The organism is Rhodococcus ruber, assembly GCF_027270735.1.
Lineage (GTDB): Bacteria > Actinomycetota > Actinomycetes > Mycobacteriales > Mycobacteriaceae > Rhodococcoides > Rhodococcoides rubrum_A.
The window spans coordinates 51,424-72,943 of record NZ_JAPWIJ010000006.1; the positions used below are offsets into that span (position 1 = coordinate 51,424).

Sequence of the window (21,520 nt, forward strand, 5' to 3'; positions counted from 1 at the left end):
CGTGAACGAGTCCGCGCTTGCCGCGCCGGTTTTCCGGCAACAGCCTGGTCGTCACCCGGAGCACCCCACCGCGAAGGAGGGTTGCCGACCAGCGAGCCGGGGCTTGATGCTGGTACTCGTGACCGTGGACAAAACCTTTGCAAACCCGCTGCAGTTTTGTCAAGCCGGGACTCACACGCGTGCGGCAGTAGGATTTCCGCGGTGGGAACGCACGCTCGTTCACCTGCTGGCAAACAGAACGTGAGATAACCAACGGCGCTGCTGCTTGCCAGCACCACAGAGTCACCTGCCAAACGCAGAGTCATTGCAAACGAATGAGAAGGACGCCCGGTTGTCTGTGCACCAAGAGAACGATCTGCCGGGTTCGAGCGCGGACAACGCGCCAGCACCGGCGGCGTTTCTTCGCTCGTCTCTCGCTCCTCCCGCCCGGACGCTCATCGACGTTCTCCGCGACACCGCCCATCGTTTTCCCGACGCCCCCGCCATCGACGACGGTGCCGTGTCGGTCAGCTACTCCGAATTGTTGGACGACATCGCCGAGGGCGCGCAGTGGCTCGCCAATGCAGGCGTCCGGCGCGGCGATCGCGTCGGCATCCGCATGCCGTCGGGTTCCTTCTCCCTCTACGTGGCCATTCTGTCCATCCTCCAGGTCGGTGCCGCCTACGTTCCGGTCGACGCGGACGATCCTGAGGAACGCGCCGAACTGGTCTTCGGCGAAGCGAAGGTCACCGCCATCGTCACTGCAGGTGGGATCGCGGCCGGTACTGCCCCCAAGCAGGACGTTCCCCACGACGACCTTTCCGAACACGGGGCCGGACTGCCCACCCCGGAGGATGACGCGTGGGTCATCTTCACCTCGGGTTCCACGGGTACGCCCAAGGGTGTCGCGGTCAGTCATCGCAATGCGGCAGCGTTCGTCGACGCCGAAGCGCGCATGTTCCTGCAGCAGGATCCGCTCGGGCCGGGTGATCGTGTGCTCGCCGGCCTGTCGGTGGCGTTCGACGCGTCGTGCGAGGAGATGTGGCTGGCGTGGCGACACGGCGCATGCCTGGTGCCCGCGCCGCGGTCGTTGGTTCGGTCCGGCTTCGATCTCGGTCCGTGGCTCGTCTCCCGCGATATCAGTGTCGTCTCGACGGTGCCGACCCTGGCGTCGCTGTGGCCCGCGGTCGCACTCGAGGCAGTGCGGCTGCTCATCTTCGGCGGCGAAGCATGCCCCCCGGAGCTGGCCGAGCGACTCGCCGTCGAGGGTCGCGAGGTCTGGAACACCTACGGCCCCACCGAAGCAACGGTCGTCGCATGCGCGGCCATCATGGACGGGAAGGGTCCCGTCCGCATCGGATTGCCGTTGGACGGGTGGGACCTGGCGGTGGTCGACGCGTCTGGCGCTCCGGTACAGGTCGGTGAAATCGGTGAGCTCGTCATCGGTGGCGTCGGCCTCGCCCGGTATCTCGATCCAGCCAAGGACGCCGAGAAGTACGCGCCCATGCCCTCCCTCGGATGGGAGCGGGCGTATCGCAGTGGCGATCTGGTCAAGCTCGAGCTCGAGGGCCTGCTCTTTCAGGGCCGCGCAGACGATCAGGTCAAGCTCGGTGGTCGACGCATCGAACTCGGCGAGATAGACAATGCGCTGCAGGCACTTCCGGGCGTCAGCGGTGCCGCTGCGGCCGTGCGAAAGACCGGAGCGGGTAACTCGGTTCTGGTCGGCTATCTCGCCAGCACCGACCCCGATTTCGATCTCGAGGCCGCCCGAACACTGTTGGCCGAGCAGCTGCCGTCGGCGCTGGTACCGCGCCTCGCGTTGGTCGACGAGATGCCCACGCGCACCTCGGGCAAAGTCGACCGCAACGCTCTGCCGTGGCCACTGCCCGGCTCGGCGGGCGCGTCGGCGCTCGGCGGCACGGCGGGGTGGGTGGCGCAGCTGTGGACCAACATCCTCGGTGCACAGGTCAACGACGAGAACGCCGACTTCTTCGCCAACGGCGGCGGGTCGCTCTCGGCCGCGCAGCTGGTGACGGCTTTACGCGAGCGGTTCCCCGAGGTCACCGTCGCACAGTTGTACGACCATCCCCGATTGGGTTCGCTCGCACAGTATCTCGATGATCTGAAGCCGGTGGTCGAGGCAATTCCACGCGAGGTGCCCCCGACGTCGCGCACCGCCCAGTGGGCGCAGATTCTGGCGACGGTTCCGTTGACCACCTTGACCGGGTTGCAGTGGGTCACCTGGCTGGGGTTGCTGTTCAACGTCATGTCGTGGTTCGGCGACGTGTCGTGGGCTCCGACGCTGTCGTGGTGGTGGATTCTGCTCGCGTTCGTCTTGTTCATCACGCCGGTCGGGCGGATGGCGATTTCGGTGATCGGATCGCGCATCCTGTTGGCCGGGTTGAAACCCGGCGCGTACAAGCGCGGCGGCAGCATGCACATAAGACTCTGGGCGGCAACACGATTGACCGATGCCAGCGGTGCCTCCAATCTTTCGGGTGCGCCGTGGATGGTCTACTACGCGCGCGCTCTCGGTTCGAAGATCGGTAAGGGCGTCGACCTGCACACGCTGCCGCCGGTCACCGGCATGCTCGAGCTGGGCGACGGCTGTTCCATCGAGCCCGAGGTGGATCTGTCCGGGCACTGGATCGACGGCGATCTCGTCTACATCGGCGGCATCGAGATCGGTGCCGGGGCGACTGTCGGTGCCCGCTCGACGCTGCTGCCAGGAACCAAGGTCGGTAAGAACGCGGTCGTCACCGCCGGTTCGGCGGTCGTCGGACGAGTGAAGGCCGGGCAGATGTGGTCCGGTTCGCCCGCGCAGAAGGTCGGCAAGGCCGATCATCCGTGGCCCGCCGAGACACCGCCGCGGGCGACCCACTGGGTGTTCGCATACGGCATCGCGTCCCTGTTCCTGTCGGGCATGGCGCTGTTCTCGATCGGTGTCAGCCTGGTGTTGATGGGCTGGTGGATTCACACTGCCGACTCCGTGCTCGACGCCTTCGAACGTGGACTGGTGATGTTGCCCGTCGCAACGATGGTGTCGCTGGCGGTGTTCGCCGTGATCACCGTCGTCGCGGTGCGGTTGCTCAGCATCGGACTCGTCGGCGGATACCACCCGGTGCGCAGCCGTATCGGCTGGCAGGTGTGGGCCACCGAACGCCTCATGGACTCGGCGCGCACGTTCCTGTTCCCGCTCTACGCATCGTTGCTGACGCCGCACTGGCTCCGACTCCTCGGCGCGAAGATCGGCAAGGACGTCGAAGCGTCGACGGTGCTGATGATCCCCAAGTTCACCACCGTCGCCGACGGCGCTTTCCTGGCCGACGACACGATGGTCGCCAGCTACGAACTCGGCGGCGGCTGGATGCATCTGGGCGACGCCAAAGTGGGCAAGCGGGCGTTTCTCGGTAACTCCGGCATGACCGGGCCCGGGCGAACCGTGCCGAAGAACGGCTTGGTCGCGGTGCTGTCGGCGACGCCGGACAAGGCGAAGTCGGGCTCGTCGTGGCTCGGTAGCCCACCGGTGCGATTGCGTCGGGCGGCCGGTAGCGCGGACTCGTCGCGCACGTTCGATCCGCCCAGGAAGTTGAAGATCGCCCGTGCACTCGTCGAGACGTGCCGGTTGATTCCCGTCGTCGTGACGTTCGGCATCGGGCTCGCAGTGTTGTTCGGGCTCACCGCCATCGCCGACTCCATCGGCTACTGGTTGGCTGCGCTGCTCAGCGGACTCGTACTACTCGTCGCCGGTTTCGTGGCTGCCGCAGTGTCGGCGTTGGCGAAGTGGCTGTGGGTCGGCCGCATCGGTAAGACCGACCACCCGCTGTGGAGCTCGTTCGTGTGGCGCAACGAGGTGGCCGACACGTTCGTCGAGACCGTCGCCGCGCCATGGTTCGCGCGCGCAGCCGAAGGCACCGCCGTCCTGAACATGTGGCTGCGGTGGCTCGGAGCCGACATCGGGCGAGGTGTGTGGTGTGAGACGTACTGGCTGCCGGAGGCCGATCTGGTGACGTTGGCCGACGGCGCGACGGTCAACCGAGGGTGCGTTGTGCAGACGCACCTGTTCCATGATCGGATCATGTCCATGGACACTGTCGATCTCGGCGCAGGCGCAACCTTGGGACCGCACTGTGTCGCATTGCCCGCTTCGGGTATAGGTGAAGGTGCGACGGTGGGCCCTGCCTCCCTGGTGATGCGCGGCGATACGGTTCCCGCGCATACTCGTTGGCAAGGCAATCCGATCGCGCCGTGGGCCAAGGGTGATCCCTTTCCGCGGATTCGCGACGACCGAAACGAGGGGTGATCTTCAGTGGTGGACAGGCTCGTGGCCCCCGTGTTCGACGTCGACTCCAGTGACAATCCGATCGATACGTATCTTCCGCAGAACGGTAACCGCGGCTATCGCGTCTCGCGCTACGAGCTCGACCTCGAGTACAAGGTCGAGAGCAACCGGTTGACGGGCAAGGCGAAGATCACTGCGGTCACCACGGCGACGGTGTCTAAGTTCGCGTTCGACCTCGGCCCGGCGATGAACGTGTCGAAGGTATCGGTCAACGGTTCGCGTTCGGTGAAGTTCAGCCATCAACGCGGCAAGCTGAAAATCACGCCCGCCAAGCCGATCGCCTCGGGTGCAGCGTTGGTCGTGACGGTGGCGTACGGCGGAACTCCCAAGGCCATCAACGGTTTGTGGGGTGAGGTCGGCTGGGAGGAGCTCACCGAGGGATCGATCGTCGCGAGTCAGCCGAACGGTGCTGCTTCGTGGTTTCCGTGTGACGATCATCCGGTGTCCAAGGCCAGCTACGGCATCACCATCACCACCGATTCGCCGTACTACGCGGTGGCCAACGGAACGTTGGTGCGCAAGCACACTCGCGCCAGCCGGACCACCTGGGTGTACGAGCAGCCCGAGCCGATGGCCACGTATCTCGCGACCATCCAGATCGGTCCGTACGAGCATCGCATCGTCAGCCCGGGGCCGGTGCCGATGAAGGCGATCACTCCCCCGCGACTGCGCGCACAGTTCGACCATGATTTCGGCCGTCAACCGCAGATGATGGATACCTTCGTACGGCTCTACGGCCCTTACCCTTTCGCGTCGTACACCGTGGTGGTGACCGACGACGATCTCGAAATCCCGATCGAGGCGCAGGGGCTGTCGATCTTCGGTGCCAATCACTGTTCCGGTTCCCGGTACTACGAGCGCCTGGTGGCGCACGAGTTGGCGCACCAGTGGTTCGGCAACTCGCTGACCCTCGGCAAGTGGGCCGACATCTGGCTGCACGAGGGATTCGCCTGCTACTCGGAGTGGATCTGGGCCGAGAACTCCGGCGGCGCAACGGCTCACGACAAGGCCAAGCGGGCGCACACCATTCAGCGCGGCCTGGCCATGGACATGCAGCTCACCGATCCAGGGCCTGCCCGTATCTTCGATGACCGCGTCTACAAGCGCGGCGCACTGGCACTGCACGCGTTGCGACGCACCATCGGCGACGAGCGCTTCTTCGGGCTGATCCAGGAATGGACCTCCAAGTACCGCTACTCCACCGTGGCGACCGCCGACTTCACCGACCTCGCCTCCCGCTTCGGTTGCCCCCGAAGTCTGTGGGACGCATGGCTCGTGGACAAACAATTGCCGTCGTTGCCGTAGTTCGAGCAGGCAATGGACCGGCGTCAGCGATACCCGAGCGACACCGACAACCCGGCAATCGCGTAGCCGTACAGCGCGACCGTCGCCAACGCCTGTCTCCAGAACCCCCGCGGGAACGACGCCGCCCAGCGTCCTTTGCCGTCCAGTTGCAGATCGCAGGAGAAGTCGCTGATGGCCATGGCAGACGACGGCTGCTTGGAGTGCGCGAGCACCACCCCGGTGGTGAACGGCAGTCCCCGAACGAAGAGGTGACCGCGCGCGTCCCCGGCCCGGTACCGCACCGCAGATTCTGTGACAACCCCTGTGTACCAACGCCGTTGGACGTTCCAACCGGTGGCGTGCGCGAGCCGAAGGTTGCGATCACCGCGCAGTGCCGTGTCCACGGTCTCGACGTCTGCGATCACTCCCCATCGCAGCATCGACACCCATCGCGCCACTGCCGAGACGCGGATCACCGATGCCCCCAGCAGAACGAGCGCGAACATATAGGGCACCAGCTCGGGATACCTCGACCAGCAGGCAGCCGGCACGATCACCGCGACGAGAAACCAGTACGCCTCGCGTCGGTTCCACGCGGTTGCAGCCACGAGCGCCGCCGTCGGAGGTACTCGGTGCGGCGGGGCAGTGCGAGAGGACTGCAGCATGATGGCGCTGATCCTAGAGCCGAACCGGTCAGCGCGCATCCACTCGCGGAGAGCTCTGTCTGTTCAGAGAAATGACGCGATGCCTGCGTACCATCCACTGATGGCGAAACGGTGGTGGGGACTTGTCATTGCGGCCGCGATCACCGTGGCTCTGGTGTCGCTCGCGTCGAACATCACGAGCGTAAGCCAGTTGTCCGCTGAGGCGAACACAGTGCTCGCCGTGCGCTCGACCCTCAGCAAATTGGTGAATTCGGGTGCCGTGTGGGCCGGCCTGCCCATCCTGTCCGGCTGGCTGGTCCGCCGTCCGCTGCACGCGTTCGCGGCAGGGATCGTCGCGAGTCTGCTGGCGTTGGTGGTGCACTACGTTGTCGGGCAACTGTTCGGGATGTTCGACGGGACCGTGTGGGCGGCGAACCGAATGTGGTTTGCTCTCGCCCTCGTCATGGGCGGCCCGTTGGGTCTCGTCGGGGTCGCAGCACGAGGCGGCGGCCCGTCAGGCTTGATCGCGCGTCTTGTCGTCCCCGCCGGGGCAATGATCGAGCCGTTCTTTCGGCGCATGTTCAGCGTGCCGACGATGCTGCCATGGCCCGAGCGCGTCGCCAGTGTCGCCGCAGGCGTAGTCCTCGTCGCAGCGGGAATTGCGGGTGCCGCGGTGCTGATCCGCCAGCGGCGCAAGCAACCCGTAATTCAGAACAGATCCAAACCTCCGTCCTAGGGCAGGTGAGCGGACGTCTTCGATCGCACCACCAGGCCACAGATTCCGGCCATCACCGCGCCGAATCCGAAGATGATGGGGTACGTGACCACGCCGGGCCAGGTCTCGGTGAGCGCCGACAGAACGGCAGGCACCGCGAAGCCCAGGTACGTCAGCGAGTAGAACACCGCGGTGAGGCCGGCGAGGTCGTCGGGGCCCGCGATGCGTTGCACCTCTTGCAGACCCGAGACGAGCGCCATTCCGTACCCACACCCGAGCACCGCTGCCGCGATCAGGGCCGCGGCAATCGTCAGCACCGACGCAGCCCAGGCCGCGACGGCCATGCCGACCACCAGCAGTGTCAGCGCCACCAGGGCACCGCGCGCGTTGGCGGGTGTGTCGATTCGACGCCCGACGGCCTGGATCGCGAATCCGGAGCCGAGGGCGATCACCGCCATCGCGGCCGAAAGTGCAACGGGATAGCCGCCACCGGGCTCGTCGGCCAACGCATCGGCCATCAAGGACGGCAGCACCGCATAGGCGACGCTTGCGGCACCGAACACCCATGGCGCCAAAGGCAATACGACGAACAGGAACCGTCGATGCGAAGCGGACGGGATCCTCAGGTCGTCGAGCAGCTTCTTGCTCTTCGATGTCACTGTCGCCGTGCGTGTTTCGGGAACGGAGAGCATACCGATACTGGCGACGATGCAGATGAGCACGTGCACGCTGTAAGCGAGGTGCGTCGGCCACGGTGCCCACTGCGCGAGCACACCGGCAACTCCGGCACCGAGGGCGAAGCCCGCTGTCAACGACATCGCGGCACGACGCGCTCCAGCACCGGGTTTGGCAGTGGCATCACGGCTGGAGAGTTCCTTGACCCAGCTACCGCCCACGGCCATACCGATTCCGAGCGCGATGCCGCTGAGTACACGGCCACCGAAAAGCATGTATGCGTTGTCGGGTCCGAGTGCGATCAGAATGGACCCGGCTGCAGCAATTGCAGGGGCGGGCAACATGATCGGGCGTCGGCCGAGTCGATCCGAGAGCGGCCCGCAGATCAACATCGCCGGGATGATGCCCAGGACGTAGGCGAACAGGAACGTATCGACCACCACGGCCGAGAAGCCGTGATCGAGCCTATACATCACCAACAACGGCGTGAACTCGTTGCCGCCCCAGGCGACAGCGAACATGCCCGACGCCACCAGCAGCCAGCGTTTGGCCGCTGTCTGCTGCAGTTCTTCGTCGATCATTGCCTCGGTCATCGTGTTCCCCCTCTGTCTGTGCGCAAGCCGTGCACCCCGAGCATGTGTTGTTCGACGGCTCGCTCGAATCCGTCTGCGTCGCCGGCCTCGATGAGGTCGGTGAGTCGGCGATGGTCGTCGACGATGCGGGAGATCTGGCCCGGATCACGGGTCAGGGACGCCGCGGTCATCCGCCGCTGTCGCTCGCGGAGTCCGTCGTAGAACGCGTCGAGCAACGGGTTTTTGCCGGCTCGGACGACGGTGCGGTGGAAGTCGGCGTCGGCGGCACTGAACTCGGCGGCGGTGCCGTCGACCGCCAGCTGTTCCTGCAATCGCAGGTTCTCGCGCAGAGCATCCACCACTCGTGAGCGGGCACCTGCATCCTCGATGAAGGCGCGGACGCTTCCCGCCTCCACCAATCGCCTCGCGTCGACGACACTTTCCGCCTCACCCACCGCGATCGGGACGATCAGAGCCCCACGCTTGGGATAGAGGCGCATCCATCCTTCGACCTGTAGGCGAAGAAATGCCTCGCGCACGGGCGTGCGACTGATCTCGAGACGGGTCGCGATCTCACCCTCGCTGACCAGCTCACCACCGGGAAGTTCCCCCGAAATTACGAGTTCCTTGACAGTCAGGTACGCCATATCGGCTGCGGATCTCGTCTCGGACACATCATAGATACTAGATGCGCCTCACACCGATACCAACCCTGGCCCCTACCGAAGTCCACTCGACGTGACATCGACGGTCGAAAAGCCACTGACGATCAGGACAGGTGCTGTCCGCAATAGCTGCGAACGTACTGACATGACCATCACCGAGTCCCCCGCCCCGTTCACCGTCGACATCCCGCAGTCCGAACTCGACGACCTGGCACGACGCGTCCGCGACGCCCGTCTCCCGGAACCTTTGGGTGCCGACGACTGGACCACCGGTGTCCCCATCTCCGTCCTGAAATCCATGGCCTCGACGTGGATCGACGACTTCAGCTGGCGGGACGTGGAAAGGCAGCTCGAGGCATTCCCCCAATTCCTGGTGGAAATCGACGGGCAGCGCATCCACTATCTGCACGTGCGATCGTCGCGGGCCGATGCCACACCGATACTGCTGTGCCATGGGTGGCCCGGGTCGTATCTCGAGTTTCTGGAGCTCATTCCGCTCCTCACGGAGCCGGACGACGTGAACAGCCGTCCCTTCGACGTGATAGTTCCCTCCGTACCCGGATTCGCTTTCTCCATGCCGCTCTCCGACGACGGGTGGACCACCGACCGGGTGGCGAAAGCGTTCGTGGAGTTGATGAGTCACCTGGAGTACGACTCGTACGTCGTGCAAGGTGGCGACTACGGTGCCGGCGTTGCACCTGCGATGGGACGGCTGGATCCCGATCACTGCACCGCCATTCACGTCAACGGTTCGATCGGCGCACCCCAGCAAGCGCCTGACGAAGAAGAGCAAAAGCGTTGCACCGAAGTCGAACTGGACCGCTATCGCCGCGTAGCGGACTTCCTGCAGTCCGAGTTCGGGTACATCTCCATCCAGTCGACGCGACCGCAATTGATCGGTGCCGCCATGACCGACAGTCCCATCGGTCAGCTCGCTTGGATGCTGGACAAGTTTCGTGCGTGGACTTATCCGTTCGACGCGGAACCGGACAGACGCATCCTGGCGCACGTCACTCTGTATTGGCTCACTCGTTGCGCCGGTAGTGCCGCATACACCGTGTACGCAGCCGAATCCGGCGCCTGGGGCGAGCAGGCCGAGAAGCCGTCACAACCGGTCGGTGCCATCATGTTTGCGCACGACATCGGCATTCGGCACCTCGCGGAACAAGAATTCCGCATCGTGCACTGGACCGAAGTTCCCGATCACGGTGGGCATTTCGCCGCGATGGAGTATCCGGCTGAGCTGGCGGCGGATCTGCGGACTTTCCTCGACTCGTCGACGTAGGAGCGCGAACCCGTAATGCAGAGGCCGAGGATGGGCACCTCATGCCTGGCCTGACAGTCGCACGGACGACCGCGGCAGCAGTCAGGGCACCCAGTGGCGTGCGGCGATATCGTCGATCACCGGATCCCCGTCCTGCGCCGACTCGAGTGCCTCCAGGTCGTCGCGCAGTGCGTTCAGGCGTGGGTCGTCGCCCTCCGCTTGTTCGGCGGCGGTGCCTCCGTCGTCGGCGAGTTGCGCGAGTAACTTCGCGCGCACCCGATCCTTCAGGGAGTCGCTCATTCGTCGTCACCTTTCTTGAACACGCGTCGGGCGGTGGGGATCAGCGCGATGAGTACGCCGAGCAGCACGATGATCGAGAAGATTTCCAACAGCACAGCTACTCCTCAGAGTTCAGGTCGGGGCGATTGCGCTGCCCCACGGGGTGTTGCGCACCACCGCGAACGCAGTAAGAACAACGATCAGGACGATCACTGTCGGACGGTCGAATCGAGGGCGCGGCAGCGGACGGCCGGTCCAGCGCGCTCGAAGCCACAACGCCCACACCGCGACCGCAACGATCGCAAGGACAACCGCAACGACATTGCTCGACGCGGCCGCCACGATGTCTCCGCGGCTGAGGTCGCCGAGAGCGCGGGTGGCTCCGCACCCGGGGCACCACAATCCGGTCAGCGCGTGGAAGGGGCAGGGAAGATAGGTCGAGGTTCGCGGGTCGCGCACGTGCAGGAGCACTGCCCCACCGACCGCTGCTGCCGCCACCCCCAAGGGTGCGGCGGTGCTGCGGGTCCGGGTTGCCATGGCTACCAGTTCATCACGGTTCGACGATGATCGTCGCGGTCATGTCCGGATGCGGCGTGCAGTGATACGTGAAGGTGCCCGCGGTGTCGAAGGTGTGGGTGAACTGGCCGGTCTCCATGAGCTGACTGCGAAACGAGTTGTCGTCGGCGACAACGTTGTGTGCCATGCCTTTGTCCGCGAACACCCACGTGACGGTCTCTCCCACGGAGATCGTCAGTGTCTTCGGCGAGTACATCCGGTCGGCGACGGTCACCTGGTTCTGGGCGACCGGTTCGGCGGGTGCGGCCGGGGTGGTTGCGGTGGAGCAGGCAGTCAACGTGATCAGCAGTGCCGCGAACAATCCGAATGCCTTCATGACCTCGACGGTACCGAAACGGCTCACTCCCTCCGGCCGAGGATGTACTCGGCCGTCAGCGCAACCGATCGGTCGGAGTCTCGGTTCAAGCGCTGCAGCGCCTGCACGGCCGCCGGGCCCGGAATGCTCGCCAGGGCTTGCGTCACTCGCAGTCTCACAGCGACATCGTCGAGCCCGTCCATCAGAGCCGCCACTGTGGAGGAGTCCGATCCCAGCAGTCCGAGAGCGTCTGCGGCATCCACATCGTTCGTTCCGTCGTGGACCATCTCGATCAGCGTCGGAACGGCGTCGGTGACCCCTCTGGCCGCCAGTTCCAGTGCAGCGACGCGCCTGATCTGCGCGTCGTCGTGGACCAGCGCCTCGCGCAACACGTCGGTGGCGTCGGGGTGGTCGATCTCGACGACGGTCTCGACGGCGCGGCGGCGCACATCGGGGTCCGGTGAGTGCAGGCCCTGCCGCAGCGGCGCGACCGCGAGGCCACCGGACTGCGCGAGGGCCCACCGAAGTGCGCCGGCCACGTTGGTTGCGGGTTCGCGCAGTACTGCCTCGGCCAGGGCCTCCGCCGGTACGGTCCGATCACCGACCGATGCCAACGCTGCCGACTGCCGTTTTCCGGCACTCACCGAGTCCAGGTCGCCGAGCATCGCCACGGTGCCGAGCACGTCGTCCCAGTCGTCGGGACGGGCGCTGCCGACGCGACGCAGCCGGGTGAGCAATTCGGTATCTCGCGCGATGCGTTCTTCGGCTCGGGCCGCGAGCTCGTCTACGAGTCCCGAGGCCGCGAAACTCGGATCGTCCAGCGCGCGCCCGACGTCGTGCAACGACAGACCGAGCGAACGTAGGGATTCGACGTGGAACAGGCGCCGAACGTCCTCCGGGGAGTATTCGCGGTAGCCGGTACTGCTCCGCGAGGTCGGCTGCACCAGCCCGAGTCGGTCGTAGTGCCGCAGCATGCGCGCGCTCACCCCGGACCGTCGCGCCACTTCTCCGATCAACATCGTCCTATCTCACCCCGCCGTGTCGACTACGCCAAGGGCATCGACGCGTGTGGCCTCGAACACCGCGAACCCGGCATCCGGGTCTCGGAGCAGCGCCTCGGTGGCCAGAGCATGGCCACGAACGACATCATCGTTGCTCGACGCGGCGAGCTGCAGCATCGGCTCGATCACCGATCCGAGCGCAACCAGCGCGCGGCTGAGACTGCGCTGCACCTCGAACCCACCTCGCCCGAGTTGCGTGCTCAGCATCCCGGCCAGCTGCCCTTCGCTTCCGGTCGGTACCAGAACCACCGCGGCTCGCCACGCGCTACGCGCCACCTCGTCGTCGGGGTCGGAGATCAACGGTTCGGTGATGAGCTGCCACGCCGCCCGATCTTTGATCTTGGACAACGTGTGCAACGCCTGGCTGCGAGCCTGCGCCCCGCCGGATCGCACTTCCTCGATCAAACGAGGAACCGTCGACGACGCAGGAAGCCGAATCAGCGCCCACGTCAACATCTCTCGCACCTGAAAATCCGGTTCGACGGCGCACCGCTGCAGCAGTGCGTCGAGGAACTGCAGATCCGGTGTCGTACCGATATCGAGCGCGGCCCGAAGCCGGGTCGACGGATTGCTGTGTTGGAGTGCCCCATTTACCGAATTCATCGAGTTCATGCAGCCCAGCCAAGACCTTGTCACCGTGCCAAGGTCAACTCCGACTCAGCACGTCCGCGAGAGTTCGGTTCATCGTGTTCAACGCGCGCACCGCACCCCGCAGTGGACCGGGTGCGTTGGTGGAGGTGAGCATGACATCCAGGACAGTCGTCTCGGTGACCTTCTCAGGCGGCTCGACGTGCTTGCCCGCTGCGGCCGCCTCGACGTGGCGTACGGTCTCGCGCACCAGAGCCGCGGCGTCGCGCAGAGCCCGGGCCGTGTCGTCCGACGGGGCCGTCTGCGTATCGGCGCGAGAGGCCAACACGCCCGCTCGGGCCAACGCATGGGCAGATCGGCTACTGACGGCCAACACTCGCAGCAGTCGTTTCGCGCCTCGCCTGCTGCGGGTCGTCGGCCCCAGTACGAGTGGCTTTCCGGCCGTCACGACGTCCTTCAACGCGTTGTCGAGCGTGCGCGTCGACGCCACCAGGTCGGTCTCTCCTCCCGGTGCCACAACCGATTCGACACTGGCCTCGATCAACGCGTCCAACTGTTCGAGGTAGGTATCGACCTTGTCCACCATCGTCTTTCGAGTTCCGGTCGAGAAGATGAAGTACGCGGAGACGATACCGACCACGCCGCCGACGGCGGTCTCGGTGATACGTAGCTCGAGCACCTCGATACTGAACGTGCCCAGCAGCCCGTAGAGCATCGCGAGCAGAATGGTGACGAAGAACGAGAGCAACGCGTACGCCACGGTCACCAGGTAGAACGCGAAGAAGACGCAGACGACGATCAACACCAACTGCAGGGGTTGATTGTTGCCCACCAGTGCGGCGATCACCACACCGGCCAGTACGCCTGCGATGGTTCCGAGGACGCGTTGGCCTGCGCGCGTAAGGATCTCGCCCCGAGTCGACGCCCCGGTGAACACCAGGAACGCCGTCAGCACCGCCCAGTACCAGCGGTCGGGCGAGACCAGTTCACCCAGCACGGTCGCCGCGCTGGTGGCCACGGCCACCTGAATCGCAGCCTTGGTGCTGGGGTTCAGTCCGCTCGGCTCATCCTTGGTCGCGGGCTCGGCCGATTCGGTCTCGGGGCTCGCAGCAACCGAGACTGCGTTGGTGGTGATGTGATGAATAGCGATGTGCGCCTGCACGGCTCGCTGCGCGGAGACCGTAGCAATGCCTGCGGGGGTCGACGGGTCGGCCCGCTCGGCGGCCGTTGCGGCCAACCGACGAGCGGCCCGAAGCTGTTCCGAGGACGGCGTGTTCTGCAGGACCGACCCGAGAGCCGTTGTTGCCTGTCCCAGCACCTTCGGCCATGGCTTGGCCGGATCGAGAGCCCAGAGAGAGCTGACGAGTTGTTCGGTTGCGATCTGCGCGTCGAACACGCGGAGCGACAAATCGGTGCTGGTAACGCTGAGCAGCTGACCGGCGTCGTGTCGGTCGAGCCAGTCGTCGATCATCAGCGCGGTGTTGCCGAGCCGGTCGAGTCTGCGGCGCAACAGGTTCAAGTCACGGTCTTCCTGCCTCGACGCCGCCTCGAGCACCGATACCGATACCGCCCGCATGGCGAACAGCAACCGACGGACTTCCACGATCGGCCGATCCGGGAAGATCACCGCGCGCACGAACAGCGCGATCGCCACACCGCCGAGGATCGCCGCGATGAGCGTCGGCAGCTGCCCCGGGGTCGCGCGCAGAAACAGTGCGAAGAAGTACGAGATGAACGCCACCATGCCCAGGGCGGTGCCGCGAGGACCGAATCTGCGGACCCATACGGCCGCGAACAACACCACGATGAAGCCGACGTCGGCCACCTTGCCGAGCTCGGAGAGCAACGACGCCAACGTCACTGCCGCCGAGGCCGGCAGCGCCATCAGTGCGGTGGTGATCAGCCGACTGTGCTGGTCTTTGTCCTTCACTGCCGCCGATGCCTGCATCGCCACCACGGTTCCGAGCATCGCGACCGTCACCGGCTGACCGATGGCGCGCGTAATCAGCAACAGAATCACCATCGCCAGCAGCACCGTCGACGTCGTCGCCGACGCACTGCGCAGCCGTACCTGTCCCGGATCCGAGGCATCGAGGATTCGGGCGAGGCGGTTCATTCCTCGATTCTGCGCTACAGCTTCACGTCGTGCTCGAAGTGCCGGGCCACGCAGATCGCCGGTGCCGACGAATGCGGCAGCAAACGGCTCGGGTCCGACGGCATGAGCAGCTCCACCGTCGACGACTCGTCCAGTCGGTACGGCTGTGTGGAGACGATGCCGGCGAGGTGCTTGCGCAGCCGCGACATCTCGGCGCGCACGGTGATCGCGCGGCCGGCGTCGCCGAACAGATCTGCGGCCATCTGGGCGGCCGTTCGTCCGTGCCGATGCGTGGCGAGAAGGAACAGAATCTCGGCGTGCCGGGGAGTCGGCTCGTGAGTCCACTCCCCCACTTCGCTGCGCACCTCGACGCGCGGCTTCTGTGAATTGCGCAGGTCGATGCGGATTCTTGTCGATCCGACATCGGCGACGCCGGAATCCTTTGTGCTGGTCGGCAGCACCAGCCATCCACCGGGCAGGGGTTCGAAGTCGCACACACCGAGCGTCGGCAGCCAGAAGCGACCGGTCGCCAGGTCCTCGGGAAGCAGGATGCGATTGCGCAGTGCCACCGATTCGACGGCCGCGACCCACCCGTTCGCGTCGACTGCCAGTGCCGGCGAACGCAGCCGCGCGAGCATCGGTGCGGCCACCGAACGCAATCGATCGAGGGTGGACCGATGAATCTCGCGCAGTTGGGATTCGGCCAACCGTGCGACTGCGTCGACCAGCGCAATGGTGGTGGGGTGGACAGTCTTGGCCGGCCCGCTGACGTCGATGGCTCCCAGCACCTGGCCGGTTCGCGGATCACGGATCGGCGCTCCGGCACACGTCCACGAATGATGGCTGCGCACATAGTGTTCGGCCGAGAAGATCTGGACCGCGCGGCCTGAGACGAGTGCAGTTCCGATGGCGTTCGTGCCCACCGAATCCTCCGCCCAGTTGGCCCCCTCGACGAATCCGAGGTTGTCGGCCCGGTCGAGGACGGCCGTCGATCCGCTGCGCCACAGCACGCGGCCGTGCCGATCGGCGACGACGAGGATGTTGTCGCCGTCCTGCACCACCGATTCCAGGCCGCGAGCCAGATCGTCCAGGATGTCGAACAAACCCGATTCCCGACGCGTGAGCTCGAGGTCGGAGACGTCCATCTGCGTCTCGGCGGGGTTGCCCAGCTCGGGGTCGATGCCCAGGGTCTGCAACCGCCGCCACGAGTCACCGATGACCTCACGGGGACGCGCAGGCGACTTGCCGCCGGTCATGGTCGCGTCGTACACGGCAGTGAGAATCTGCGCGTAGCGGCGCGGGTCTTCGCCGGCCGCCAGCGCAGGTTCGGGACCTGTCGACTGCGTCATCGTTGTCAATTGTGCTCCAGCTCACAGATCGGTATCAACGGGGGCTACCGATAGACCAGGCCACCGTCGATCAACGGTGCCTGGCCCGTCATGTAATCCGAGTCGGGTCCGGCGAGATACGAGACGAACGCCGCTACGTCCTCGGGCGTCTGCGCCCGACCGAGAGCGATACCGCCGACGAACTTGTCGTAGGTTTCGCCCTCCGCGGCACCGGTCAGCTCTGCGAATCGTTTGTCGATGGTCACCCACATGTCGGTGCCGACAACACCGGGGCAGTACGCGTTGACGGTGATGCCGTCCGAGGCGTACTCCTTGGCCGCAGCCTGGGTCAATGCCCGGACTGCGAATTTCGTTGCGCTGTAGACCCCGAGCATCGCGAATCCGTCGTGACCCGCGATGGACGACGCGTTGATGATCTTGCCCTTCTGGCCCAGAGCCTTGAATGTCGCTGCGGCAGCTTGGATTCCCCACAGCACACCGTCGACGTTGACGGCCCAGATCTTCTTCGTGTCTTCGGGTCGAACATCGTCGATAGGGGCCACCTGGGCGATGCCGGCATTGTTGACGATGACGTCGAAGCCGCCGAGCGCGCTGTGCGCGTGGTCGACGGCTGCGAACACCTGGTCGCGATCACTGACGTCGGCCACGAATGTCGTTGCCTTCGAGCCTGTTCGACGCACCTCGTCGGCGACGCCGGCAATCTTGTCCTCGCCCAGGTCGACCAAGGCGATGTCGTGACCGTCGGATGCCAACCGCAACGCGATCGCCCGTCCGATGCCCTGACCGGCTCCCGTCACCAACACGGCGCTCATGCGGGTGCACCCGTCGAGGGGTCGACCAGAACTTTCATCTTCGTGCCTGCGTGCAGCGCCTCGAATCCGTCGTCGATGACGCCGTCGAGCGCGATCTTGTCCACCCAGCCGGTCGTGTCGTAGTGGCCCTTGCTCATCAGATCGATGACGGCCTCGTAGTCGGCGGAGGTGTAGCAGAGCGAGCCCTGGATGCGGGATTCGTTCATCACCAACTTCTGCAGCGGTGTGGTCAGGGGTTTCTCGTAGATCGCGACGCTGACGAGGGGCTTGCGAGCGCCGATGCAGCCCAGCGCGGTCTCCACGGCAGGTTGCACACCGGCCGCGTCGTAGATGGCGTCGGCACCCTTGCCGTCGGTGAGGTCTGCGATGTAGGCCGGGATGTCGAGGGCCGTCGGATCGAGGGTTCTGGCTCCGAGGGCCTCGATCGATGCTCGACGCGTCGGCGACGGTTCGACGACGTAGACGTTGTCGAGTCCTTTGCCGCGCAGCGCGAACCACAGTCCGATGCCGATCGGTCCTGCTCCGAACACCATAGCGGTGTCGTCGGGCTTCGGATCTCCCAGCGTTGCAGCGTGATAGGCGACCGACATCGGTTCGACGAGGGCACCGAGTTCGAGAGAGACGTTGTCGGGCAAGGCGTGAATCATGTCGGTGGGCACCACGGTGTATTCGGCCATTCCGCCGTCGGACATCAGTCCGTGGAAGCCGATCTGCGCACAGATGTTGTAATTGCCCGCCCGGCACGGCCCGCACTGGCCGCAGCGGTAGAGCGGCTCGATGGCCACGCGGTCGCCCACTTTCACGCCGATTACACCCGAGCCGAGTTCGGTGACCGTTCCCGAGAACTCGTGTCCGAGCACGAGCGGCATTTCCTGACCGGTCAGAGGATGCGGCGAGGTGGGGATGAAGATGGGGCCGGCGTAGTACTCGTGCAGGTCGGTTCCGCAGATTCCGTTGAACCCGATCTTGATCTTGACCTGCCCTTCACCGGGGTGGGGCTCGGGGACGTCGGTGATCTCCACCTTGTTGGGTCCGTAATACACAGCTGCGCGCATCGGTCTTCACTCCTGACTGGATTGGATGCACACAGGTTTATGTGACCCGGAGCACAACCGCCAGGGTTGCATCGCGTTGCACTGCTCCCGACTCGCTGCAACCTCTCGCAACCCTGACGGTCCCATGTGATTCAGCTCATAGTGACGGCGTCACCTTCACCTCGATCGAAACGAGCAGCACATGACCGCAACTGCAGACCGCCCACTGAGCAAGCCGAAAATCACTCCACCACAGGGCAACTGGCTCCTGTTCGGAGTCGCCAACCTCGCCGTCGTGGCGGCCGTGTCGCTTGCGACGTGGTATCTGATGGCAGACCCCACCACCAGCCCGTGGAACTTCTATCCCCTTCCGTTCAACGCCGCGCTGTTCTGGGCGATTCTCTTCATCGTGTTCATCGGATTCGATTGTGAGTTCGTGGGATTCGACTCTCTGAAGCAACCGATGCGCGGGCTCGCGATCCTGACCTCGACGGCGGTGTTCGCCGTTACCGTCACCTGGATCCTCGGCAGCGGCCTCGGTGCGCTGTATCCGGATTTCGCCGGCACTCGGGAGGGCGGACTGGGCTACTTCGCCGGAGCGCTGTTCGTGCTGTTCGGATTCGGAACCTGGGTCATGGTGGTCCTCAACTGGCAGCACTGGCCGTGGACCGTGCTGCGCATGAAGCAACCGCTGATCGGGCTGTGCGAGATCGCGTTCGTCGCCGTACCGACTCTCGCGTTGTACTTCGTATTCGGTCTGCCCTCGGTCTCGCTCTCGGCCACCGATCCGTTGATGTCCGTCGACACCGCACTGGGCTGGTTCTACTCGATCGTGGTCTCGGTCATCCTCACTGGCCAGACCCTCGACAACTGGCCGTGGAAATTGGCCGGAGGCGGCGGACGGACCGCTCTGGCAGCCACCGTCGGCAACACGGTTCTCGGCACCGCTATCTACTTCCTGATGGTCCCGCTGGCGAAGTTCCTGGTCGGCTCCGACGCCACCGCCGAGCTCGGCTCCGTCATCGACCAATTCCCGGCGCAGATCGGCGTCTGTTGGGCGTTCTGGATGATTTTCTGGGCCAACGGTTTCGGTAATCGCTTCCCCGCGGCGGGGCGCGCACTACTGACCTTTGCCTTGGCGATCGGCACGTTCCTGGCCTACTACTTCGTCGTTGCGGAGCACGTCCTGCACGAGCCCGTCGTGGCGGCAGGTATCTCCGGGAACGCGCTGGGGTTCATCGACTGGCTGGTGCTCTGGACGCTGATCTACGTCGTCGGATTCCAGTCGTTGGGGTTGAAGAAGCTCTCGCCGGCATGAGCCGCTGCAACCCATTGCAACTCTCGACCCACACCCGCAAGAGGAGTGTGCTGGGTCACATAGAAGGCACCACGAACCGCTAGGAGTTTTGATGACCCAGACCATCGAGCCGGCCTCGATCACCCGCACGCACACCCCGCAGGAACGGGTCAACGCCTGGCTGACGAGCTTCGAGGAAGCACTGGTCGCCCGCGATATTCCTCGCGTTGCCGGCATGTTCGCCGTCAGCAGCTTCTGGCGCGATCTCGTCACGTTCACCTGGAATCTCAAGACCGTCGAGGGTCGCGACGGCGTCAGCGACATGCTGTCGCAGCGGCTCGACGACACCGATCCGACGGGTTTCCACACCACCGAGGTTCCCGACGAGGCGGACGGCGTCATCTCGGCGTGGATCGAGTTCGAGACCGCAACGAGCCGAGGTAAAGGGCATCTGCGCCTGACGGTCGATGCCGACACCGGCGACGATGTGGCCTGGACTCTGCTGACGACCATGCAGGAGCTCAAGGGCCATGAGGAGCGTCAAGGGAAGTCCCGCATCAAGGGCGCGGTGCACGGCTCGAACGCCGATACCCAGAACTGGGCGGAGAAGAAGGAGATCGAGGAGAACGAGCTCGGCTACAGCGTGCAGCCGTATGCCCTCGTGATCGGTGGCGGTCAGGGCGGTATTGCGCTGGGCGCTCGGTTCCGACAGCTCGGGGTGCCTGCGATCGTCGTCGATCGTGCCGAACGCCCCGGCGATCAATGGCGTGGACGCTACAAGTCGCTGTGCCTGCACGACCCGGTCTGGTACGACCACCTCCCCTACCTGCCGTTCCCGCCGAACTGGCCCGTGTTCGCGCCGAAGGACAAGATCGGCGACTGGCTCGAGATGTACACCAAGGTCATGGAGGTGCCGTACTGGAGCAAGACCACCGCGAAGTCCGCCACCTACGACGAGGCTGCCAAGGAGTGGACGGTCGTCGTCGATCGCGACGGTGAGGAAGTGATACTTCGGCCCAAGCAGTTGGTGATGGCCACCGGGATGTCCGGCAAGAAGAACGTGCCCAACTTCCCCGGCATGGACGAATTCGAGGGCGAGCAGCACCATTCGAGCGAACACCCCGGTCCCGACGCCTATGTCGGCAAACGCGTGGTGGTGGTCGGTTCCAACAACTCCGCGCACGACATCTGCAAGGCACTGTACGAGACCGGCGTCGACGTCACGATGCTGCAGCGTTCGTCCACGCACATCGTCAAGTCCGATTCGCTGTGTGAGATCGCGCTCGGTGATCTGTACTCCGAGCGCGCAGTGGAATCCGGAATGACTACGGCCAAGGCCGATCTCACCTTCGCGTCGCTGCCGTACCGGATCATGCACGAGTTCCAGATCCCGGTGTATCAGCAGATCGCGGAGCAGGACAAGGACTTCTACGATCGCCTCGAGAAGGCCGGCTTCCAACACGACTTCGGCGACGACGGTTCGGGGCTGTTCATGAAGTACCTGCGCCGCGGCTCGGGCTACTACATCGACGTCGGCGCATCCGAGCTCGTCGCGGACGGCAAGATCAAACTCGTTGCCGGACAGGTGGAGCGGATCAGCAAGACCGGCGTGGTACTCGAAGACGGTACCGAGCTCCCGGCCGATCTCATCGTCTACGCCACCGGCTACGGCTCGATGAACGGCTGGGTTGCCGACCTCATCGACCAGGAGACCGCGGACAAAGTCGGTAAATGCTGGGGTCTGGGATCGGACACCACCAAGGATCCCGGTCCGTGGGAGGGCGAGCAGCGCAACATGTGGAAGCCGACCCAGCAGGAGAACTTCTGGTTCCACGGCGGCAATCTGCATCAGTCGCGGCACTATTCGCTCTACCTCGCACTGCAGATCAAGGCGCGCTACGAGGGCATCGACACCCCGGTCTACGGGCTGCAGGAAGTGCATCACCTTCGGTGACGGTCGTGCGCGGAACCTCGTAGCAGAGTACGAGGTTCCG

Annotated in this window: 18 protein-coding genes and 1 riboswitch; of the genes, 6 read left to right on the plus strand and 12 right to left on the minus strand. The window is 65.1% G+C overall.

Features of this window, described 5'->3' with window-relative positions; translation table 11 throughout:
• Positions 1 to 8 precede the first annotated feature (8 nt).
• Positions 9 to 124: riboswitch (SAM riboswitch) on the minus strand.
• A 213-nt stretch (positions 125 to 337) separates the two neighbouring features.
• Complete coding sequence (locus O4220_RS15050; protein ID WP_269606292.1) at positions 338 to 4,282, plus strand: Pls/PosA family non-ribosomal peptide synthetase; 3,945 nt, start codon at positions 338 to 340, stop codon at positions 4,280 to 4,282.
• A 6-nt stretch (positions 4,283 to 4,288) separates the two neighbouring features.
• Positions 4,289 to 5,626: a M1 family metallopeptidase gene (locus O4220_RS15055; RefSeq protein WP_269605543.1), complete on the plus strand. Its 1,338-nt coding sequence runs from the start codon at positions 4,289 to 4,291 to the stop codon at positions 5,624 to 5,626.
• Positions 5,627 to 5,649: 23 nt separating this feature from the next.
• Here O4220_RS15055 and O4220_RS15060 read toward each other — a convergent pair whose 3' ends face one another.
• On the minus strand, positions 5,650 to 6,270 hold the full coding sequence (locus O4220_RS15060; protein ID WP_269605545.1) for a hypothetical protein: 621 nt from the start codon (positions 6,268 to 6,270) through the stop codon (positions 5,650 to 5,652).
• 100 nt (positions 6,271 to 6,370) lie between these two features.
• On the opposite strand from O4220_RS15060, the gene O4220_RS15065 reads away from it, so the two are divergent.
• Complete coding sequence (locus tag O4220_RS15065; RefSeq protein WP_269605547.1) at positions 6,371 to 6,985, plus strand: hypothetical protein; 615 nt, start codon at positions 6,371 to 6,373, stop codon at positions 6,983 to 6,985.
• Here O4220_RS15065 and O4220_RS15070 read toward each other — a convergent pair.
• Positions 6,982 to 8,232 carry an MFS transporter gene (locus O4220_RS15070; RefSeq protein ID WP_269605550.1) on the minus strand — a complete coding sequence of 417 codons (1,251 nt, stop codon included), beginning with the start codon at positions 8,230 to 8,232 and terminating at the stop codon, positions 6,982 to 6,984. The two genes, O4220_RS15065 and O4220_RS15070, sit on opposite strands and share 4 nt — an antisense overlap.
• Complete coding sequence (locus O4220_RS15075; protein WP_269606294.1) at positions 8,229 to 8,858, minus strand: GntR family transcriptional regulator; 630 nt, start codon at positions 8,856 to 8,858, stop codon at positions 8,229 to 8,231. Before O4220_RS15075 ends, O4220_RS15070 begins: the two co-directional genes overlap by 4 nt.
• Before the next feature lie 163 nt (positions 8,859 to 9,021).
• Between O4220_RS15075 and O4220_RS15080 the strand changes: the two genes are divergently transcribed.
• On the plus strand, positions 9,022 to 10,161 hold the full coding sequence (locus O4220_RS15080; RefSeq protein WP_269605552.1) for an epoxide hydrolase family protein: 1,140 nt from the start codon (positions 9,022 to 9,024) through the stop codon (positions 10,159 to 10,161).
• Positions 10,162 to 10,242: 81 nt separating this feature from the next.
• Here the strand turns inward: O4220_RS15080 and O4220_RS15085 are convergent, their stop codons facing one another.
• From O4220_RS15085 to O4220_RS15125, 9 genes are all read right to left on the minus strand, one after another.
• Positions 10,243 to 10,440 (minus strand): hypothetical protein, encoded by a 198-nt coding sequence (locus O4220_RS15085; RefSeq protein WP_032380110.1) that lies wholly within the window; start codon positions 10,438 to 10,440, stop codon positions 10,243 to 10,245.
• A gap of 111 nt (positions 10,441 to 10,551) precedes the next feature.
• The gene (locus O4220_RS15090; protein WP_269605555.1) at positions 10,552 to 10,956 is read right to left on the minus strand and encodes a DUF2752 domain-containing protein; all 405 of its coding nucleotides are present in this window, start codon (positions 10,954 to 10,956) and stop codon (positions 10,552 to 10,554) included.
• Positions 10,957 to 10,969: 13 nt separating this feature from the next.
• Positions 10,970 to 11,311 (minus strand): cupredoxin domain-containing protein, encoded by a 342-nt coding sequence (locus O4220_RS15095; protein ID WP_269605557.1) that lies wholly within the window; start codon positions 11,309 to 11,311, stop codon positions 10,970 to 10,972.
• 23 nt (positions 11,312 to 11,334) lie between these two features.
• Positions 11,335 to 12,309, minus strand: coding sequence for a HEAT repeat domain-containing protein (locus O4220_RS15100; RefSeq protein ID WP_269605559.1), 975 nt, complete (start codon positions 12,307 to 12,309; stop codon positions 11,335 to 11,337).
• Between the two features lie 9 nt (positions 12,310 to 12,318).
• The gene (locus O4220_RS15105) at positions 12,319 to 12,954 is read right to left on the minus strand and encodes a HEAT repeat domain-containing protein (protein WP_269605562.1); all 636 of its coding nucleotides are present in this window, start codon (positions 12,952 to 12,954) and stop codon (positions 12,319 to 12,321) included.
• Positions 12,955 to 12,997: 43 nt separating this feature from the next.
• Complete coding sequence (locus tag O4220_RS15110; protein WP_269605564.1) at positions 12,998 to 15,055, minus strand: FUSC family protein; 2,058 nt, start codon at positions 15,053 to 15,055, stop codon at positions 12,998 to 13,000.
• A gap of 14 nt (positions 15,056 to 15,069) precedes the next feature.
• A complete protein-coding gene (locus O4220_RS15115; RefSeq protein WP_269605566.1) occupies positions 15,070 to 16,383 on the minus strand; it encodes a GAF domain-containing protein in 1,314 nt (437 codons plus the stop codon).
• A gap of 44 nt (positions 16,384 to 16,427) precedes the next feature.
• A complete protein-coding gene (locus O4220_RS15120) occupies positions 16,428 to 17,195 on the minus strand; it encodes an acetoin reductase (RefSeq protein ID WP_269605568.1) in 768 nt (255 codons plus the stop codon).
• Positions 17,192 to 18,250, minus strand: coding sequence for a 2,3-butanediol dehydrogenase (locus O4220_RS15125; RefSeq protein WP_269605570.1), 1,059 nt, complete (start codon positions 18,248 to 18,250; stop codon positions 17,192 to 17,194). The genes O4220_RS15120 and O4220_RS15125 overlap by 4 nt, the downstream gene beginning before the upstream one ends.
• A 181-nt stretch (positions 18,251 to 18,431) precedes the next feature.
• Between O4220_RS15125 and O4220_RS15130 the strand changes: the two genes are divergently transcribed.
• Positions 18,432 to 19,547 (plus strand): hypothetical protein, encoded by a 1,116-nt coding sequence (locus O4220_RS15130; RefSeq protein ID WP_269605573.1) that lies wholly within the window; start codon positions 18,432 to 18,434, stop codon positions 19,545 to 19,547.
• Positions 19,548 to 19,638: 91 nt separating this feature from the next.
• Positions 19,639 to 21,480, plus strand: coding sequence for a flavin-containing monooxygenase (locus O4220_RS15135; protein ID WP_269605575.1), 1,842 nt, complete (start codon positions 19,639 to 19,641; stop codon positions 21,478 to 21,480).
• Positions 21,481 to 21,520: the final 40 nt, after the last annotated feature.

Coding starts and splice junctions, on each gene's coding strand:
- O4220_RS15100 (WP_269605559.1), bottom strand. CDS start 12,309: ATGTTGATCGGAGAAGTGGCGCGACGGTCCGGGGTGAGCGCGCGCATG.
- O4220_RS15070 (WP_269605550.1), bottom strand. CDS start 8,232: ATGACCGAGGCAATGATCGACGAAGAACTGCAGCAGACAGCGGCCAAA.
- O4220_RS15115 (WP_269605566.1), bottom strand. CDS start 16,383: ATGACGCAGTCGACAGGTCCCGAACCTGCGCTGGCGGCCGGCGAAGAC.
- O4220_RS15110 (WP_269605564.1), bottom strand. CDS start 15,055: ATGAACCGCCTCGCCCGAATCCTCGATGCCTCGGATCCGGGACAGGTA.
- O4220_RS15105 (WP_269605562.1), bottom strand. CDS start 12,954: ATGAATTCGGTAAATGGGGCACTCCAACACAGCAATCCGTCGACCCGG.
- O4220_RS15085 (WP_032380110.1), bottom strand. CDS start 10,440: ATGAGCGACTCCCTGAAGGATCGGGTGCGCGCGAAGTTACTCGCGCAA.
- O4220_RS15120 (WP_269605568.1), bottom strand. CDS start 17,195: ATGAGCGCCGTGTTGGTGACGGGAGCCGGTCAGGGCATCGGACGGGCG.
- O4220_RS15075 (WP_269606294.1), bottom strand. CDS start 8,858: ATGGCGTACCTGACTGTCAAGGAACTCGTAATTTCGGGGGAACTTCCC.
- O4220_RS15080 (WP_269605552.1), top strand. CDS start 9,022: ATGACCATCACCGAGTCCCCCGCCCCGTTCACCGTCGACATCCCGCAG.
- O4220_RS15095 (WP_269605557.1), bottom strand. CDS start 11,311: ATGAAGGCATTCGGATTGTTCGCGGCACTGCTGATCACGTTGACTGCC.
- O4220_RS15135 (WP_269605575.1), top strand. CDS start 19,639: ATGACCCAGACCATCGAGCCGGCCTCGATCACCCGCACGCACACCCCG.
- O4220_RS15130 (WP_269605573.1), top strand. CDS start 18,432: ATGACCGCAACTGCAGACCGCCCACTGAGCAAGCCGAAAATCACTCCA.
- O4220_RS15065 (WP_269605547.1), top strand. CDS start 6,371: ATGGCGAAACGGTGGTGGGGACTTGTCATTGCGGCCGCGATCACCGTG.
- O4220_RS15060 (WP_269605545.1), bottom strand. CDS start 6,270: ATGCTGCAGTCCTCTCGCACTGCCCCGCCGCACCGAGTACCTCCGACG.
- O4220_RS15125 (WP_269605570.1), bottom strand. CDS start 18,250: ATGCGCGCAGCTGTGTATTACGGACCCAACAAGGTGGAGATCACCGAC.
- O4220_RS15090 (WP_269605555.1), bottom strand. CDS start 10,956: ATGGCAACCCGGACCCGCAGCACCGCCGCACCCTTGGGGGTGGCGGCA.